The organism is Brevundimonas sp. G8, assembly GCF_902506205.1.
Lineage (GTDB): Bacteria > Pseudomonadota > Alphaproteobacteria > Caulobacterales > Caulobacteraceae > Brevundimonas.
This window is the reverse complement of the sequence record NZ_LR732816.1, coordinates 495,297-511,173: the sequence shown is the minus strand read 5'-3', so window position 1 is coordinate 511,173 and position 15,877 is coordinate 495,297. Positions and strand designations below refer to the sequence as shown.

Genomic DNA, 15,877 nt, shown 5'->3' with positions numbered 1-15,877 from the left:
GGTCGCTTGGGTGGTCCGCTATCGGACCTGCGGCCGTTAGAATCCTAGAGCGCGCAGCGGTCGCCGAGCGCCTGATTGATTGAGATTCCTCATGGTGACCCCTTTCACTGCAATCGCTTGCCACTAAATGCGGCGCGCCAGGACGATGTAGCGCATCGGTCCCCGCACATTGGAATCGAACGGCCAACAGGTGGTCAGGGCCAGGATCGGCGTCTTTGCTTGTCGGTCGATGCCGAACCGGTCGTTACGGACGACGTAACCGCCCTCTACACGATAGGCGGTTCGGGCCCCGTGGATGTCCTCCACCCGTACGACATCGCCATGGCGTAAATCCTTCAGGAAGCGGAAATGCGTGTCGCGGTGCGCCGCGAAGACGGCCGTGCCGCGATGGCCGGGGGCTGCGCTTCCGGGCAGATGGGTTGGGCCGAACGCCATGGCCTCCCCCGATCCGCCGGACAGGACAATCTCGCTGACGCCCAGTCGCGGCGCGGTGATCCGCGCGACCGGAGCCGTGTCGGCCCAGGGCCAGGCCTTGACCGGCGAACCCGTCTCCAGCGCACGAGCAAAGGCACGGTCCATCAGAACCTGCGCCAGCACCGCCTTGACCGGAACGAACAAGCCCTGGGCAGCAAGCATGAGCCCAAAGACCAGTATCAGGATAAAGGCGGTAGAGACGGCGCCCGACGGGCGCCGTCCATTCTTTGCCGTCGCGGCGGCGTTCACACCCGCCTCCGTCGGCGGATGATAGCGAGCCCCAGGCCCGCAATCGTCATCAGGCCCAGTCCGCTCCACAGCGTGCTCTCCCACACTGTCGCCGTCTGGGGCAGATCGAAGGGCTCTAGCGGGTCACCGGCCGCTGCGTCTCCTTCTGCGCCAGCGGTCGCAACCGCTCCGCCAAAGAGGGCGTCGAAGTCCCAGCCGCGAGGCAGGTTCAGCGGCAGTTCTTCCTGCGTGAGACGCGCACCCTCGGGGCGGCGCGGGGTGCTGTCGACGGCGACCAGACTGGTCTCGCGGGTGACGATCGAGAAATCGAGGCCCAACTGACCAATCGCTTCGGCGGCGGCCTCATCGGTCATCTGGCCCAGGCGGCTGGCCACCTCGATGTCGGTGATCCGGCGCTTGCCCCAGAGCTTGCCGATGCCGTGACCGTCGACCGCCTGGCTGAGGTCGATCCGGCGGGTCCATGGACGACCGTCCAGCATGCCCGACACCGTCATCCGGCCCAGGCGTGCGCCGCTGCGGCCCAGAACGACCAGCGGCTCGCCTTCATACAGATCCGGCAGGTCCACGGGCGTGAACTCGGCGTCCCCGCCTTGGCCGTAGACGCGCAGGTCGGTGACGACCGGGCGGGTCAAGCGGTCGAGCAGGGAAGACATCCGCGCGATGACCTCGCGCGTATCGCCGATGTGGGTGTAGGTCCCGCGTCCCACCTCGGCCATTCGGGTCATGAGGAAGCTGTTTGGGGCGCTGCCGATGCCGACCATGAAGACCCGGCTGCGACCGCGATCAGTTCCCAGGACCCTCAGCATATCATCCTCGTTGCTGATCGAACCATCGGTCAGGAAGATGACCTGGCGCACGCGTCGGTCCGATGGCGTGTCATCTACCAGCGCGGTCCTCAGCGCCGGCAGCATCTCGGTGCCGCCCTGGGCCTCCAGCTGGCCGGCGAAGCGCAAGGCCAGATTGACCTGATCGGTCGTCGCCGAAACGGGCTGGTCGAAAAGCTCCGTCAGACTGTCGTCGAACCGGATGACATTGAACCGGTCGGCGGGCGTCAGGCTGCGCAAGGCCAGCTTCAGGCTTTCGCGGGCCTGAACCATCGAGTCGCCCGACATCGATCCGCTGTTGTCGATGACGAAAATCAGCTCGCGCGGGGAGGGCGCCGTACGCCGGCGACCTGCAGCCGGGGGTTCGATCACTGCCATCAGATAATCCTGGTTCCTCACGCGTTCGCGAAACAGGCTGACCGTGGGATCGGTCTCGGACGAGCGCCAGCGCAGTTCGAAATCGCGATCGGCGGGAACCGTGGTCTGGGTCAGCGAGATGGTGCGCTCCGACACCGTTCCGTTCGCGATGCGGATCGGGTGATAGGGACTGACGACGCCCGTGGGCGCAAAGCCCGGGTTCAGATGCACGGTGATGGATACCGGGTTGGTCGGCGCATGGCGGCGCGGATCCAGGACCGGAGCGCCGACAGTCTGGGCCGTCGCGACATCACGGACGCCCCCGGCGGTTGCGGGCACGTAACGGGGGGCGACGACCAGAGGCAGACGGAAGCTGTATTCCCCCGAGACCCGTCGGACCGGGGCCTGGTATTCGATCTCGATCAGGACCGTCTCGCCAGGCCCGATATTGGCCACGCGATTGGTGAACATGTTCGGTCGTTGCTGCTCGACCAGTCCGGCCCCGCGTCCCTCGGCCTTGGCCTGCTCATAGATTTGACGGGCGGCCTCGCGGCGGTTGATCCGGCCAATGATGACCCGCTGGCCGATGACCATCTTCAGGCTGTCGACCGCCCCGTCGTCGGGCAGGGGATAGAGATAGGTGGCCTCGGCCCAGTCCCGGCCGGTATTGCGGAACGCCTGGACCACCTTCACCCGCGCGGTCTGGCCGGTGATGGTCACGTCCATGTCCGTGCCCAGTTGAACGGCGGCGGGCGTCGCCCCCGAGCGGGTCTTCAAGACCAGCACGCCGGAGGTGATGTCATCCGCCGGCGCCGCCTGCCGCGCGCTGACGGCCGGGGCTAGGCTGAGCGCAAGCATGATTGAAATCAGCAGCAGTGACACCGCCCCGATCAGCGGTGACCCGCCTCGACGCGGGGCGGGGAAGGGCGACGAATTCATGCGGCAGGCTCCTTGATGGAGCGTTCTGACTAGACGTCGGATCGTGCGCACAGCCACGCGAAATCCGGGCAAATGTCCGCCGTTTTCAGCCCGCCGTTTGACGCCGTGTCCACAACTTGACGGCATGTGCGGAAATGTGCGCATTCCCTCTTAGAAAAGGGACGGGGAACGGCGTGATCGACACCGAGGCCGAGCGGATATCGCATCGCGTGCGCGAGGAACTGGCCCGGCGTCGTCTGTCGCGTCAGGCGCTGGCGGACATGGCGCGGATCAGCATCTCGACGTTGGAAAAGGCGCTGTCGGGCCGCCGCGCCTTCACCCTGGCGACCGTCATTCGTCTGGAACAGGCGTTGGGCGTGCCCCTTCGGCCTGGCCAGACAACGCCTCAACGCAGCGAAGTCTCTTCGGCGTCACCGGACGCCATGGGGTCGTATTCGCGCGGCGCGGTGCGCTGGCTCGAGGGGTGCTACCTGACCCTCCGACCTTCATTCGGCTATCCGAACCACATCTATGCCTATTTGACGGACATCGTCTGGGACACCGTCCAGTCGCATCTGATCTTTGCGGAATCCGAGCGTCTGGACAGCGCCTTCTCGCAAAAGGGCAGCGTGTCGGTGCCTCACCTGTCCGGGCACACCTATCTGGTCACCAACGTAGACGGACAATATCGAATGGCGGTGCTGGGACGCCCCACGATCAAGGGGGCGCTGTACGGGATACTGACCACACTGATGGTCGGTAACGGATCCCAACTGGTGCCGGCGGCCGTCCCGATCGTCCTTGTGCCGTCGCCGCCCGCAGCGGAGTGGGCGTTCGGCCTTATCGCACCCGACAACCCAGCCTATGTTCGCTACCGGTCCGAGCTGGACAACGTCACGACCGAGGATTTCGCTCGCTTTCCGCGATGATGGCGAGGGTCGTGGATCGCTCGCGACGAGGCCGGACCCTCCGAGGGGCGCAACAACTCGGACGACTACGGTCGCCGCGCAGAGGTCAGACTTTTGAGCGAAAGATGCAGCGCGGCGTCTTTGCTTTGGGCCGAGCGCCGATTTTTCCGACCCGTTTCACCCTAGGGGCTGCGAAGGTTTCTAGGTGGAGGGCGATGGGCCGTGAGGGCGATATAGCCGGTGTCTGTCCGCTTTAGAGCCGCAGAACAATATCTGCTTCTGCGCTTGCTGACGGCTGAGGTTGCCGGTCAGATGCCAACACGCGTCCAGCGCTCTGAGGTGAGCCAAAGGCATTCTGCCAGCGCAGGGTCGCTGGCCCAGGCCGCTACCCCGACACGGCCCGTCGCGCCGGTGTTGATGGGGGCGATGTCGCAATCCTCGCAGTAGAGGCCGCCCATGCCATCCAGCATGGGACTGGTCGCGCACCACAGGGACGTGGCCGCGCCCTGCGCAGTAGTCTTCATGCCCCGGGACGGATCAACGATGGGACGTCCCTGATCATCTAGGGCTTCGAACCCCGCGACCTCTTCGGCCGTCAGATGACGCGCCAGGTCCGTCAGGATTTGTCCGGGGTGAAGCGAAAAGGCGCGTACGCCGCTCCTTTTTCCGCGCGCATCCAGGGCGATGGCGAACAGGGCGTTGGCAGTCTTAGATTGGCCGTAGGCGATCCATTTGTCGTAGGGCCGCTGTTTGAAATCGGTGTCATCGAAATCGACCCCGGCGATTTGGTGGCCTCTTGACGAGACAGAAACCACGCGCGCGCCCCCGACTGCGAGCAAGGGCCAAAGCGCGCAGGCTAGGCGATAGTGACCAAGATGATTAGTGGCGAACTGGCCTTCGTGTCCATCCGCATCACGAAACAGCGGCGTGGCCATGACGCCTGCGCTGTTGATCAGGATCGAGATCGGGCGCCCCAAGTCGCGCAGACGCGAGGCGAAGGTCTCCACGGAGGCGGGAACGCTCAAGTCCATATCTTCGACTGTGACGCCCCGCACGCCGCGCAGGGCCGCCTCGGCGCGGGTCCGGTCTCGCGCCGGCACGATGACGTGCGCCCCGGCGGCCGCCAGACTGCGCACGGTGACAAGGCCAATGCCGGAATAGCCGCCGGTGACGATCGCCAGCCGGCCGGTCAGATCGATCTCTTGCATCACCTCTTCGGCGGTGCTGGCGGCGCCGTAGGGCGAGTCTATCGAACGTTGGAGTGTGGTCATGGCGTGATGGTCTCCTTGGCGGTGACACCAAGATCGCTTAAGAGGACTGGATGATACAGCACGCGGAATCGGAATTTGTGTCGTGATTGTCCAGAATTCCCCGATCGACCCCCTGTCGGACGTTTTGGGCGTCGTGGGGTTTAGCGCCGCCTGTTCCGTTCGGCTGACGGCCGGCGGCGAATGGGCCCTGCGGTTTTATCCTATCGCCCTGAAGTTCAATGCGGTGCGGTCGGGCGGGTGCTGGCTTACGCCGGAGGGCGAATCCGCGGTGCGGCTGGAGGCCGGCGATTGCTTCCTCGTCGCCGGGCGGCCCTTCGTCCTGTCGAGCGCTCCGGACCTTCCGGCGATCGACGCGGCAGTCGTCTTCGCCGAGGATCGGTTCTCGGCGACCTATGGCGAGGGAGAGGACGTCGCCCTGCTGGGCGGCAGCGTGGCGTTTACGGATGCAAACGCAGCGGACCTGGTCGCGCTTCTGCCGTCCGCCCTGGTCATCCGGGCGAACAGTGGGGGCGCCGCGCCGATCGGATGGCTGCTGGATCAACTCGACCGGGAATGGCGGGAGGAACGCCCGGGCGCCCAGGCGGCCTGCGACGACCTGTTGCGGCTGATGTTCATCCACGCGCTACGCACCCACCTGACCCAGGCGGAGGCCGGCTCCCTCGGTTGGCTGGCCGGACTGAACGACCGCGCCGTCGCGGCGGCGCTCCGGGCCATTCATGCGGACCCGGTCCGGGTCTGGCGGCTGCCGGAGCTCGCCGCGACGGCGGGCCTGTCGCGCGCCGGCTTCGCCGAGCGGTTCAGGGTTATCGTCGGACAGGCGCCCATCGCCTATGCCGCCCGGTGGCGCATGCAGGTCGCGGCGCGCCGGTTGATGGACGGTCGCCGCAGCGCGTCGAGGGTGGCGCAGGAGCTTGGCTTCCTGTCCGACAGCGCGTTCGGCGCGGCGTTCCGTCGTGTCCACGGCGTCTCGCCTGGGCGCTATCGCGCGTCGCGCCTGGGCCAAGGCTCTGGCGCAGGAGCCCGGGCCGGGGCTGGAGAAACCGCGCCGCCCTGACGCCGACAGCCGGAAGTCGGAAATAAACTTAGCCCGCATGTCACATCCGTACGCCCTGTCTCGTCTTCGCTGTGACGACCGGGCGAGACTTCGATGGCGAAGTCCGTCACGGCGAGGAGACGGACATGAAAATCGTAGTGATCGGCGGCACGGGCCTGATCGGCTCGCAGGTGGTCTCTGGACTGAAGGCCTTGGGTCACGACGCCGTCGCGGCCTCGCCCAACACCGGGGTCAACACCCTTACGGGAGAGGGCCTAGCCCAGGCGCTCGTCGGCGCCCAGGCGGTAATCGACGTCGCCAACTCGCCGTCGTTCGAGGCGGAAGCGGCACTGGACTTCTTCCGCACGTCGGGGACCAATCTGCTGGCGGCGGAACAGGACGCCGGAGTGGCGCACCACGTGGCCCTCTCGGTGGTCGGTACGGATCGTCTGACCTCGAGCGGCTATTTCCGCGCCAAGCTGGCGCAGGAAGAGCTGATCAAGGCGTCGCCGACGCCCTGGACCATCTTGCGCTCGACCCAGTTCTTCCCGTTCGTAGCGGGGATCATCCAGTCGGGCAGTGTCGGAGACGAGGTGCATCTGTCCTCGGCCATGGTTCAACCGGTCGCCGCCGAGGACGTGGTCCAAGCCCTGATCGAACTGGTCCTCGACGCACCGCTGAACGACACGGTCGAGATCGCAGGGCCTGACGCCATCCGCATGGACGCCTTCGCCCAGGAATATCTTGCGGCTCAGGAGGACCGTCGCAAGATCGTGGCCGAGCCTAAGGGTCTGTATTTCGGGGCTGTGATCGATGACCGGTCGCTGACGCCTGGTTCGGCGGCGCGTCTCGGTGCGACGACCCTTCAAGACTGGCTGCGTCGCGCCGTCGTCGCTGACTGACACCTAAATCCAGCATCCGGACACAACCCCATGAAACTCTACTACAGCCCGGTGGCCTGCAGCCTCGCCGATCACATCGCCCTTCGCGAAGCTGGTTTCACCTTCGACCTTGAGCGGGTCGATCTGAAAACCCATCGCACCGAGACAGGCCGTGATTTCCGCGAGATCAGCGCCAAGGCCTATGTCCCTGTCCTCGTGATGGATGACGGCGACATCATCACCGAGAACGTGGCGGTTCTCGACTGGATCGCGACGACGGGGCCCACCCTGACCGTCGAGGGCGCTCTAGGGCGAACGCGGGTGCTGGAAGCCCTGACCTTCATCACCACAGAGATCCACCACGCGTTCAAACCGATGTGGCACGGCGGCTCCGTTGACGAGCGGGAGAATGCAAGCGCGAAGATCACCACGCTATTCAACCACCTCGGACCATCGTTGAAGGGCGATTATCTGTTCGGGGACAGGCCGAGCGTGGCGGACTTCTATCTGTTCGTCATGCTGCTGTGGGCCGAGCGGTTCGAGGTGATCACGCCAGAGCCGCTCCAGGCGCTGCGGGCGCGGATGTTGGCGCGCCCCGCCGTTCGAGCAGCGATGGTGTATGAAGGTCTCTTGTTGGAAGGAGGCGCGAGTACATGATGCCGACGGATCCTTCCACCGCGACATTTGAACAGCACCGACCCCGGCTTCTGCGTCTGGCCTATCGTATGCTGGGATCCGCCTCCGAGGCCGACGACATCGTGCAGGAGGCCTGGTTACGGTGGCGTCGGGTCGATCCCGGCGACATCGAGCAACCGGCCGCCTGGCTGGCGCGTGCCGTAACCCGGCTGTGCCTCGACACGTTGAAATCGGCCCGGGCGCGGCGCGAGGCCTATGTGGGCAACTGGCTGCCCGAGCCGATCTTCGAACCGGAAGATTCCGGGCCCGCCCTCGACGACCTGACCCTGTCGTTGATGATGGCGCTGGAGCGATTGTCGCCGCTGGAGCGGGCCGCCTTTCTCTTGCACGATGTCTTCGGAACGCCCCTGACCGAGGTCGCGGTCACCTTGGGCCGGGACGCCGCCGCCGTTCGGCAGATGGCGGCCCGGGCGCGCAGGCATGTTCGCGACGCGCGTCCACGCTATCCGGTCACGCGCGACGAGGGCGACCGCATCGCCCGGGCCTTCTATGCGGCGTCAAACCAGGGCGACCTCGCTGGCCTGCGCAGTCTGCTGGCCGATGCGGTTGTGCTGACGGCGGACGGTGGAGGCAAGTCCACCGCCTGGCGTCGGCCCATCGTGGGCCTGGATCATGTCGTCCGACTGTTCGAGGGCCTGCATCGCAAGCTGACCCACGAACCGTCGGTTCTGGTAGACTGGGCATGGATCGACGGCTTGCCGGGCTATGTCAGCTACGAACGTGACGGCGCCTTGCAGACGACGGCGCTGGAGATAGAAGACGGTAGGATCCTGTCGATCTTCATCACGCGCAATCCCGATAAGCTCATCGCTGCGACCGGCTTGGCCGCCTCGCGAAGTGTCTTCCACTAGACGCGTGCGCATAAGCGCCATTCGCGGAAGCTGGACTGCGAGGATATGTCCGCATTGCTCCCGAGGGCGTCCCCCGATGCGCTCGATTTCAGTCGGTATGATCGACAGGGCTAGGGCAAGTTTGCATTACCCCTCCAGCGCCAGTGCGCGTTTCGGGCCAGCCTTAACGCCGCGACAGACGCCACCAAGGCATCCACGGCGTGAGGTGATGCTCGTGGTGGCGGCCGAAGTGGAAGCAGGTCAGCAGGGACAGGATTGGGCCGAACGGGCTACTGCGGGCGTTGTGGTGGTCGGGGAAGGCGTCGTCGGTGTGGCGGTGCGGAAGCCAGGTGCCGAAGGTGAAGAGCTGGAGCGCGGAGAGCAGGGCGGGGGCGGCCCAGAAGACCAGCAGATTTGGAACCTGCGCGCCGAGGACGAAGACGGCGATGAAGACCAGCACGGTCAGGACGGCCAACTCGCGCCAGCCGAAATAGGTGCGGAAGAAGCCGTGGAACCACGCCAGGAAGGCGCGGGGTGCGTCGGCATGAAAGTCGGGATCGTCTGCGGTGCCCGGCGCGGCGTGATGGGCGTGGTGGGCCGTTCTGAGCGGCGTGAACCGGAAACCGGCGTAGAGACCCAGGGCCAGGCTGCCGAGCGCGACGTTCAGCCGGGGCCGGCCCGGCGCCAGCGAGCCGTGCATGGCGTCGTGCGCGACGATGAATAGGCCGACGGACAGCCAGGTCTGGATGGCGACGATCAGCGGGGCGACCACAAAACTCCACGCCGTCCAGCGGTGAAAATATACGCCGTAGATATGCAGAACCAGCCAGGCCGTCACGATCATCCCGGCGAGCGTCAGACCGATCAGGGTCTGGTTCGGGACGATCCGGGGCGCGGGGGAGACGGCGGACATGACGCGACACTAGCGCACTGTGGGCGGGTAAGCATCCTGTTCGCTTGCCGCATCCGTCGTCGCATGCCACCTGTCGGGAATGCAGGCTGACGCCTTTGACTCTTCTGGGCCCGACCTCCTCCTGATCGGCGGCGGCCTCGCCAACGGTCTGTTGGCGCTGCGCCTGTCGCAGGTTCGGCCCGACCTGGACGTCCGCATCGTCGAGGCGGCCGATACGCTGGGCGGGGTGCACACCTGGTCCTTCTTCGAGAGCGACCTGACGGCGTCGCAGCAGGCTTGGATCGACCCCTTGGTCGCGCATCGCTGGTCCGGTTACGCGGTCCGGTTTCCGCAGTTCGATCGCAGCCTGTCCACCGGATACCGCAGCGTGACGGCCGAACGGTTCGCGGCGGTGGTGAGCGCGGCCTTGCCCGGCCAAATCATGCTGGGCGCGCCGGTCGTGTCGGTGTCCGAGACCGAGGCGGTGCTGGCCGACGGTCGGCGGCTGATGGCGAGGGCGGTCATCGACGGGCGAGGGCCGGTCAACACGCCGGATCTGGCGCTGGGGTTCCAGAAGTTCGTCGGGCTGGAGGTACGATTGGCGGCGCCGCACGGCCTGACGGCGCCCATCGTCATGGACGCCCGCGTCGATCAGGCGGGAGGCTATCGCTTCCTCTACACCCTGCCGTTCGACGACCGGACCCTGCTGATCGAGGACACCCGCTACACTGACGCAGCCGAGCTGGATCGCGACGTGTTCCGGAAGGGCGTGCTGGATTATGCGGCCCAGCAGGGTTGGGACATCGCTGAGGTGCTTAGGGAGGAGGACGGCGTTCTGCCCGTCGCCCTGGATGGCGACATCACCGCGCATCTGACCCGCCTGGGGCCGACGGCGTTGAGCGGCCTTCGCGCCGGCCTGTTTCACCCCACGACCGGCTATTCCCTGCCGGATGCGGTGCGCTTGGCGGATCGTCTTGCGAACGATTTCCAAGGCGTGAACCTTGCCGCCGACATTCGCCGCCATGCGGGCGAGGTCTGGGCCGCACGACGCTTTTATCGGTTGCTGAATCGGATGTTGTTTCGCGCGGCGCGCCCCGAAGAACGATACAGGGTGCTGGAGCGTTTCTATCGTCTGCCCCAGCCATTGATCGAACGCTTCTACGCCGCCGGATCGACTCTCGCCGACAAGGCGCGGATTCTGAGCGGTAAACCCCCGGTGCCCATCGGCGCCGCACTGACCTGTCTGGTCGAAAAAGGACGTGCGTGATGCGGGCTGCAGTGATCGGATCGGGGTTCGGGGGGTTGTCGCTGGCCATACGGCTGCAGTCGGCGGGCATCCAGACCACGGTGTTCGAGGCGCGCGACCTGGCAGGCGGCCGGGCCTATGTGTTCAAGGACAAGGGCTACACCTTCGACGCCGGTCCCACCGTCATCACCGATCCGTCGGCGCTGGAAGAGCTTTTCGAGGCCAGCGGGCGCAAGCTGTCGGACTATGTCGAACTGTTGCCGGTCGCGCCCTTCTATCGGCTGTGCTGGGAAGACGGCGACGTGTTCGACTACGTCAACGATCAGGACGAGCTGGACCGCCAGATCATGGCGCGCAATCCGGCCGACAAGGAAGGCTATCGCAAGTTCCTGGCCTATTCCGAGGACCTGCTGAAGGAAGGCTATCTGAAGCTGGGGGCGGTGCCGTTCCTGGACTTCGCCAGCATGATCAAGGCCGCGCCCGAGCTGATGCGGCTTCAGGCCTGGCGATCGGTTTATGACAAGGTGGCCAGCTTCATTCAGGACGAGCACCTGCGCCAGGCGTTCAGCTTCCACTCCCTGCTGGTCGGCGGCAATCCGTTCGCGACCTCATCGATCTATGCCCTGATCCATGCGCTGGAGCGGCGCTGGGGCGTGTGGTTCCCGCGGGGCGGCACCGGCGCCCTGATCCAGGCCATGGTCCGCCTGCTTGAGGATCTGGGCGGCGAGCTCAGACTGAACAGTCCGGTCGAGCGGATCACCATGGCGAACGGTCGCGCGACCGGCGTGGTCGTGGGCGGCGAGGCGCTGGGCTTCGACATGGTCGCCTCGAACGCCGACGTGGTTCACACCTATCAGCGCCTGCTGGGTCAGGAGCCGCGCGGACAGAAGGAGGGCGCCAAGCTGGCGTCGCGGCGCCATTCCATGTCGCTCTTCGTCATCTATTTCGGCCTGAAGCGGGTTCACCCGGAGGTGCGCCACCACACGGTGCTGTTCGGCCCGCGTTATCGCGAGTTGATCGCCGAAATCTTCAAGGGGCCGGACCTGCCCGACGATTTCTCGCTGTATCTGCACGCGCCGACGCGGACCGATCCATCATTGGCGCCTGAAGGTTGCGACGCCTTCTATGTGCTGGCGCCTGTGCCGCATCTCGCTTCGGCGGACATCGATTGGGACGTCGAGGGCCCGCGTTACCGCGACCGGATCCTGGCCTATCTGGAGGAGCGCTACATCCCCGGCCTGACGGCGGATCTGGACACCTGCCGCATCTTCACGCCGGTCGACTTCCGCGACCAGCTGAATGCGCACCAGGGCTCGGCCTTCTCACTGGAGCCGATCCTGACCCAGAGCGCCTGGTTCCGGGTCCACAATCGCGACGACCAGATCCCGAACCTGTATTTCGTCGGGGCCGGCACCCATCCGGGCGCGGGCGTGCCCGGCGTGGTCGGCTCGGCCAAGGCCACCGCCGCCTTGATGATCGAAGATGCGAGGCAGCCGGCATGACCGACGCCGTCCTGGACCACAGCCGCCAGTCGATGGAGCAGGGCTCCAAGAGCTTCGCCGCCGCGGCGCGACTGTTCCCGGCGGCGATCCGCGACGACGCCTGGATGCTCTATTCCTGGTGCCGCCATTGCGACGACGAGATCGACGGCCAGGTCCTGGGCCACGGCGCGGTCGGCATCGACCCGGTCCTGGCGGGACACAAGCTGCTCGAGCTGCGCGCCCGCACCGCAGCGGCCTTGGCCGGAGAGCCGCAGACCGACCCGGTCTTCACCGCCTTCCAGCGCGTGGCGGATCGGCATTCCATCCCGGCCGAGGAGGCCATGGACCTGTTGCGCGGGTTCGAGATGGACGTGGTCGCACGGCGATACGACACGCTGGAGGACACGCTGGACTATGCCTATCACGTGGCGGGTGTGGTCGGGGTGATGATGGCCCGGATCATGGGGGTGGAGGACGCGCCCACCCTGCGCCGCGCCCAGGACCTGGGGCTGGCGTTTCAACTGACGAACATCGCCCGTGACGTGGTCGAGGATGCGAAGGGCGGGCGGGTCTATCTGCCGGGCGCCTGGCTGGACGAGGCCGGGGTGCCGCGCGATCAGGTCCATCAGCCCCAGCACCGGGCCGCCGTCGCCCGCACGGCCCAGCGTCTGGTCGCGGCGGCCGAACCCTTCTACGCTTCGGCCCGGTGGGGCCTGCGTGATCTGAACCCACGCTCGGCCTGGGCCATCGCCACAGCGCGCGGTGTCTATCGCTCGATCGGCCGCCATGTGTCGCGCGCCGGGCCGGCGGCCTGGGACGGTCGGACCTCGGTCGACAAGGCGGGCAAGCTGATGCTGGTGGGGCGCGGCGGTCTGATCGCCCTGTGGTGCAAGACGCTGGACGCCTGGCGCGAACCGCCGCCGCGCCCCGCCCTGTGGACCCACGTCTGAAGGGTCAGCGCGCCGCACGCCGCCGTTCGAGAACCAGGGATACGCCCAAGCCCGCCGCGCCGAGGCTGGCCAGAACCGCCCAACCGGCGACGACGCCCGGCGTGAACTCCGCCCGCCAGATCACGGCCTGATAGGCCTCGATGGCCCAGGCGTGCGGTGTGATCCAGCCCAGGGCGCGGAAGGCCTCGGGCATCAAAAAGCGCGGCGCCATCGACCCGCCCAGCGCCGCCAGCAGCAGAACGACGAAGGTGGTCAGGGGCTGGGCCTGTTCGCGCGATCGACACGCCGCCGTCAGCGCCAGGGCCAGGCCCGCCGCCGAGAACCCGACCAGAACCGCCGTCACGGTCGCCGCCCCCGCCTGCCATGGCGCGAGGTCCGGCAGTTTGGCCCAGGCCGCGACGAAGACGGCGATCGACTGCATCACCCCCACGACCGTCAGCCACGCCGCACGCCCGGCCAGGATCGGCGTCAGGCCGCCCCTCGCCAGGGCCAGCCGCGCCTGGAGCCCCGAACGCCGCTCGTCCAGTCCGCCCATGGCGCCGTGCATGGCGGCGAAGAAGACGAACATGACGCTGACCGCACCGGCGTAGTAGGCGGCCTGGACATCGCCGGTCGGCCCGACCTGCACCGTCGCCACGCGCGCGGTGGGCGGCGCGACCTGGCCGGACAGAGCCGCCGCCATCGGCTCCAGCCGCGCCTGAAGCGCCGCCGCCGCCACGTCGCGACCGGCGGCGGACAGGACCACGATCTGGGGCGGGCGTCCGACCGAGGGGCGGATCAGAATGCCGGCGTCCGCCCGACCGTCGATCACCGCGCGCTCCAGCTCGCCTGCATCCTCGACCGTGCGCAGCCGGGCGCCCATGTCGCGCGCCAGGGCGTCGTGCATCGCCACAGTCGCCGGGGTGCGGGCCGCATCTTGCATGACTACCGAGGTGTCGATCTCGCCCCGCGCGCCCGCGCCGAAGATGGCCGCGAACAGCAGATAGACCAGGGGCGGCAGCAGCAGCGTCAGCACCACCCCGGCCCGGTCGCGCCAGAACCCTCTGGCCCAGGCGCCCGCCACGGCCATCATGACGACGCCTCCGACAGATGCGCGACCAGATCGTCCAGCCCCGGCCGGCGCACGGCGACTTCACCGCCCTCGCCATCGACCACGGCGGCCAGCATCTGGGCGACGGCGAGCGCATCGTCGCAGAGGCGACGCCATTCCAGCCTGTCGTCAGCCTGGGTCAATCCGGCCTGAGCGAACCATTGGGCGGCGGCGTCCGAGGCCGGCCGCGTCAGGCGTATGCTGAGCAGCCGCGCCGCGCCAAACGCCTGGTGCAACAGGGCGCTCGGCGCGCCTTCCGCCACGAGCCGACCTTCCGCCAGCACGCCGATCCGATCGGCCGTGTCGGACACGAAGACCGCGTCGTGGCTGATCAACAGGCAGCCGGCGCCCGCCTTGACCGTCTCGCGCAGAGCGGCGGACAGGACGCCGCGCGTGCCGGCGTCCACCCCTTCCGTCGGCTCGTCGGCGATCAGCAGTCGGGGCTGTCCGACCAGGGCGGCGCTCAGGTTCGCGCGTCGTCGCCATCCGCCGGACAGGGTGCGTACCGGCTGATCCGCGCGCGGGCCGCAGCCGGTCAGATCAAGCGCACGATCCACTGCGGCGCGGCGATCGTTGCGCGCGACCCCGCAAAGCCGCGCCGTCACCTCGACATTCTCGCGCGGCGACAAGGCGGGAAACAGGGCGCTGTCCTGGGGCGCCAGACCGATGCGCGCGCGGGTTCCGTCGCCCACCGCCACACGTCCCCGGCGCACGGGCAGCAGGCCGCAGGCGACGCGCGCCACCGTGGACTTGCCCGCGCCGTTCGCGCCGAGCAGGGCGTACACCTCACCGGTTTTCACGGTCAGGCTGAAATCCCGCAGCACCGGCCGGCCGTCATAGCCGGCCTCTATTCCGTCCAGGACCAGCGCCGGGGCGACGCTAGATCCCAAGATCGGCCTGCTGGAAGAGATCGAGGACATAGAGGGTCAGGGGGCTGTCGTGGCCGACCGCCTCGGCCGCCCTGGACAGGGACTGACGCACCGCCGCGCGGACGCGCCCTTCGCCCCACAGATCGACGAAGGTGGTTGTGTCCCGATCCTGGCCCACGTCCTTTCCGACGACGCTGGTGGTCGAACAGGCGTCCAGAAGATCGTCGTAAAGCTGGAAGGCGAATCCCACGGCCTCGCCGAAGTGTGACAACCGGGCCAGGTCGTCGGCGTCGCCCCCGCCCAGCAAGCCGCCGCCGCGCACCGTCGCCACGAACAGGGCGCCGGTCTTCAGGTCGTTGATCTGACGCAGGGCGACGGCGTCCCGCTCACTCACGTCGTCGCGCAGGTCGCGCATCTGCCCCTCGGCCAGACCGTCGAACCCGACGGCCTGCGTCAAAAGGTCCAGGGTGGCCACCCGCGTTTCGGCCGGCAGTCGGCTTTGCACGATCAGGCGGGTGGACTGGTTCAGCAGGGCCACCGCTGCCAGCACGGCCGCATCCTCGCCGTGGCGGCGATGCAGCGTCGGCTGACCCCGCCGCAGGACCGCGTCGTCCATGCAGGGCAGGTCGTCCAGCACCAGAGACGCCGCATGGACCATCTCCAGCGCACAGCCGTAATCCAGCGCATCGTCGGGACGCCCGCCCACATGGGCCGCCGCCAGCATGGCCAGCACCGGCCGGACCCGTTTCCCCTGTCCCAGCAAGGCCTCGCGCGCCGCCAGCGACAGCAGGCTTTCAGACGACGGCGCGAGTTCGGTCAGGCGCGACTGGACACGCAGACGCAGCTCGTCGGGCGCGCAAGGGTCGCATGCCAGAGGCGGCTGGGGCCTTGCGCCGACGATCGCCATA

At 67.6% G+C, this 15,877-nt stretch carries 15 protein-coding genes; 8 read left to right on the top strand and 7 right to left on the bottom strand.

Annotated features, from left to right (window positions below):
* Nucleotides 1-123: 123 nt before the first annotated feature.
* Nucleotides 124-723, bottom strand: coding sequence for a class GN sortase (locus CHRYSEO8AT_RS02445; RefSeq protein WP_255451379.1), 600 nt, complete (start codon nt 721-723; stop codon nt 124-126).
* Complete coding sequence (locus CHRYSEO8AT_RS02440; RefSeq protein ID WP_159845738.1) at nt 720-2,843, bottom strand: marine proteobacterial sortase target protein; 2,124 nt, start codon at nt 2,841-2,843, stop codon at nt 720-722. Before CHRYSEO8AT_RS02440 ends, CHRYSEO8AT_RS02445 begins: the two co-directional genes overlap by 4 nt.
* 173 nt (nt 2,844-3,016) lie before the next feature.
* On the opposite strand from CHRYSEO8AT_RS02440, the gene CHRYSEO8AT_RS02435 reads away from it, so the two are divergent.
* Nucleotides 3,017-3,751 carry a helix-turn-helix transcriptional regulator gene (locus CHRYSEO8AT_RS02435; RefSeq protein ID WP_236547392.1) on the top strand — a complete coding sequence of 245 codons (735 nt, stop codon included), beginning with the start codon at nt 3,017-3,019 and terminating at the stop codon, nt 3,749-3,751.
* A gap of 287 nt (nt 3,752-4,038) precedes the next feature.
* Here CHRYSEO8AT_RS02435 and CHRYSEO8AT_RS02430 read toward each other — a convergent pair whose 3' ends face one another.
* The gene (locus CHRYSEO8AT_RS02430; RefSeq protein ID WP_159845732.1) at nt 4,039-5,001 is read right to left on the bottom strand and encodes an oxidoreductase; all 963 of its coding nucleotides are present in this window, start codon (nt 4,999-5,001) and stop codon (nt 4,039-4,041) included.
* Nucleotides 5,002-5,083: 82 nt separating this feature from the next.
* On the opposite strand from CHRYSEO8AT_RS02430, the gene CHRYSEO8AT_RS02425 reads away from it, so the two are divergent.
* From CHRYSEO8AT_RS02425 to CHRYSEO8AT_RS02410, 4 genes are all read left to right on the top strand, one after another.
* On the top strand, nt 5,084-6,055 hold the full coding sequence (locus tag CHRYSEO8AT_RS02425; protein ID WP_159845729.1) for an AraC family transcriptional regulator: 972 nt from the start codon (nt 5,084-5,086) through the stop codon (nt 6,053-6,055).
* Nucleotides 6,056-6,180: 125 nt separating this feature from the next.
* A complete protein-coding gene (locus CHRYSEO8AT_RS02420; RefSeq protein ID WP_159845726.1) occupies nt 6,181-6,936 on the top strand; it encodes an SDR family oxidoreductase in 756 nt (251 codons plus the stop codon).
* Between the two features lie 30 nt (nt 6,937-6,966).
* The gene (locus tag CHRYSEO8AT_RS02415) at nt 6,967-7,572 is read left to right on the top strand and encodes a glutathione binding-like protein (protein WP_159845723.1); all 606 of its coding nucleotides are present in this window, start codon (nt 6,967-6,969) and stop codon (nt 7,570-7,572) included.
* A complete protein-coding gene (locus CHRYSEO8AT_RS02410; RefSeq protein WP_201304333.1) occupies nt 7,569-8,462 on the top strand; it encodes a sigma-70 family RNA polymerase sigma factor in 894 nt (297 codons plus the stop codon). The genes CHRYSEO8AT_RS02415 and CHRYSEO8AT_RS02410 overlap by 4 nt, the downstream gene beginning before the upstream one ends.
* 163 nt (nt 8,463-8,625) lie before the next feature.
* Here the strand turns inward: CHRYSEO8AT_RS02410 and CHRYSEO8AT_RS02405 are convergent, their stop codons facing one another.
* Nucleotides 8,626-9,354, bottom strand: coding sequence for a fatty acid desaturase (locus CHRYSEO8AT_RS02405; RefSeq protein ID WP_159845720.1), 729 nt, complete (start codon nt 9,352-9,354; stop codon nt 8,626-8,628).
* Between the two features lie 79 nt (nt 9,355-9,433).
* On the opposite strand from CHRYSEO8AT_RS02405, the gene crtY reads away from it, so the two are divergent.
* Genes crtY through CHRYSEO8AT_RS02390 form a run of 3 tightly spaced genes read left to right on the top strand, consistent with a single transcriptional unit; the run spans nt 9,434 to nt 13,010 of the window.
* The gene (gene crtY, locus CHRYSEO8AT_RS02400; protein WP_159845717.1) at nt 9,434-10,600 is read left to right on the top strand and encodes a lycopene beta-cyclase CrtY; all 1,167 of its coding nucleotides are present in this window, start codon (nt 9,434-9,436) and stop codon (nt 10,598-10,600) included.
* Entirely contained in the window at nt 10,600-12,081 is a 1,482-nt protein-coding gene (locus tag CHRYSEO8AT_RS02395; protein WP_159845714.1) for a phytoene desaturase, read from the top strand. Before crtY ends, CHRYSEO8AT_RS02395 begins: the two co-directional genes overlap by 1 nt.
* On the top strand, nt 12,078-13,010 hold the full coding sequence (locus CHRYSEO8AT_RS02390; RefSeq protein WP_159845711.1) for a phytoene/squalene synthase family protein: 933 nt from the start codon (nt 12,078-12,080) through the stop codon (nt 13,008-13,010). Before CHRYSEO8AT_RS02395 ends, CHRYSEO8AT_RS02390 begins: the two co-directional genes overlap by 4 nt.
* Before the next feature lie 4 nt (nt 13,011-13,014).
* On the opposite strand, the gene CHRYSEO8AT_RS02385 is transcribed toward CHRYSEO8AT_RS02390, so the two are convergent.
* Genes CHRYSEO8AT_RS02385 through CHRYSEO8AT_RS02375 form a run of 3 tightly spaced genes read right to left on the bottom strand, consistent with a single transcriptional unit; the run spans nt 13,015 to nt 15,876 of the window.
* Nucleotides 13,015-14,082 (bottom strand): ABC transporter permease, encoded by a 1,068-nt coding sequence (locus tag CHRYSEO8AT_RS02385; protein ID WP_159845708.1) that lies wholly within the window; start codon nt 14,080-14,082, stop codon nt 13,015-13,017.
* Nucleotides 14,079-14,990: an ABC transporter ATP-binding protein gene (locus tag CHRYSEO8AT_RS02380; RefSeq protein WP_159845705.1), complete on the bottom strand. Its 912-nt coding sequence runs from the start codon at nt 14,988-14,990 to the stop codon at nt 14,079-14,081. Before CHRYSEO8AT_RS02380 ends, CHRYSEO8AT_RS02385 begins: the two co-directional genes overlap by 4 nt.
* Nucleotides 14,980-15,876 carry a polyprenyl synthetase family protein gene (locus CHRYSEO8AT_RS02375; protein ID WP_159845702.1) on the bottom strand — a complete coding sequence of 299 codons (897 nt, stop codon included), beginning with the start codon at nt 15,874-15,876 and terminating at the stop codon, nt 14,980-14,982. The genes CHRYSEO8AT_RS02380 and CHRYSEO8AT_RS02375 overlap by 11 nt, the downstream gene beginning before the upstream one ends.
* Nucleotide 15,877: the final 1 nt, after the last annotated feature.

Bases quoted from the DNA above. Each gene is read 5' to 3' on its own strand.
- CHRYSEO8AT_RS02440 (WP_159845738.1), bottom strand. From the start codon at position 2,843: ATGAATTCGTCGCCCTTCCCCGCCCCGCGTCGAGGCGGGTCACCGCTG.
- CHRYSEO8AT_RS02430 (WP_159845732.1), bottom strand. From the start codon at position 5,001: ATGACCACACTCCAACGTTCGATAGACTCGCCCTACGGCGCCGCCAGC.
- CHRYSEO8AT_RS02420 (WP_159845726.1), top strand. From the start codon at position 6,181: ATGAAAATCGTAGTGATCGGCGGCACGGGCCTGATCGGCTCGCAGGTG.
- CHRYSEO8AT_RS02415 (WP_159845723.1), top strand. From the start codon at position 6,967: ATGAAACTCTACTACAGCCCGGTGGCCTGCAGCCTCGCCGATCACATC.
- CHRYSEO8AT_RS02410 (WP_201304333.1), top strand. From the start codon at position 7,569: ATGATGCCGACGGATCCTTCCACCGCGACATTTGAACAGCACCGACCC.
- CHRYSEO8AT_RS02405 (WP_159845720.1), bottom strand. From the start codon at position 9,354: ATGTCCGCCGTCTCCCCCGCGCCCCGGATCGTCCCGAACCAGACCCTG.
- crtY (WP_159845717.1), top strand. From the start codon at position 9,434: ATGCAGGCTGACGCCTTTGACTCTTCTGGGCCCGACCTCCTCCTGATC.
- CHRYSEO8AT_RS02395 (WP_159845714.1), top strand. From the start codon at position 10,600: ATGCGGGCTGCAGTGATCGGATCGGGGTTCGGGGGGTTGTCGCTGGCC.
- CHRYSEO8AT_RS02390 (WP_159845711.1), top strand. From the start codon at position 12,078: ATGACCGACGCCGTCCTGGACCACAGCCGCCAGTCGATGGAGCAGGGC.
- CHRYSEO8AT_RS02385 (WP_159845708.1), bottom strand. From the start codon at position 14,082: ATGATGGCCGTGGCGGGCGCCTGGGCCAGAGGGTTCTGGCGCGACCGG.
- CHRYSEO8AT_RS02375 (WP_159845702.1), bottom strand. From the start codon at position 15,876: ATGGCGATCGTCGGCGCAAGGCCCCAGCCGCCTCTGGCATGCGACCCT.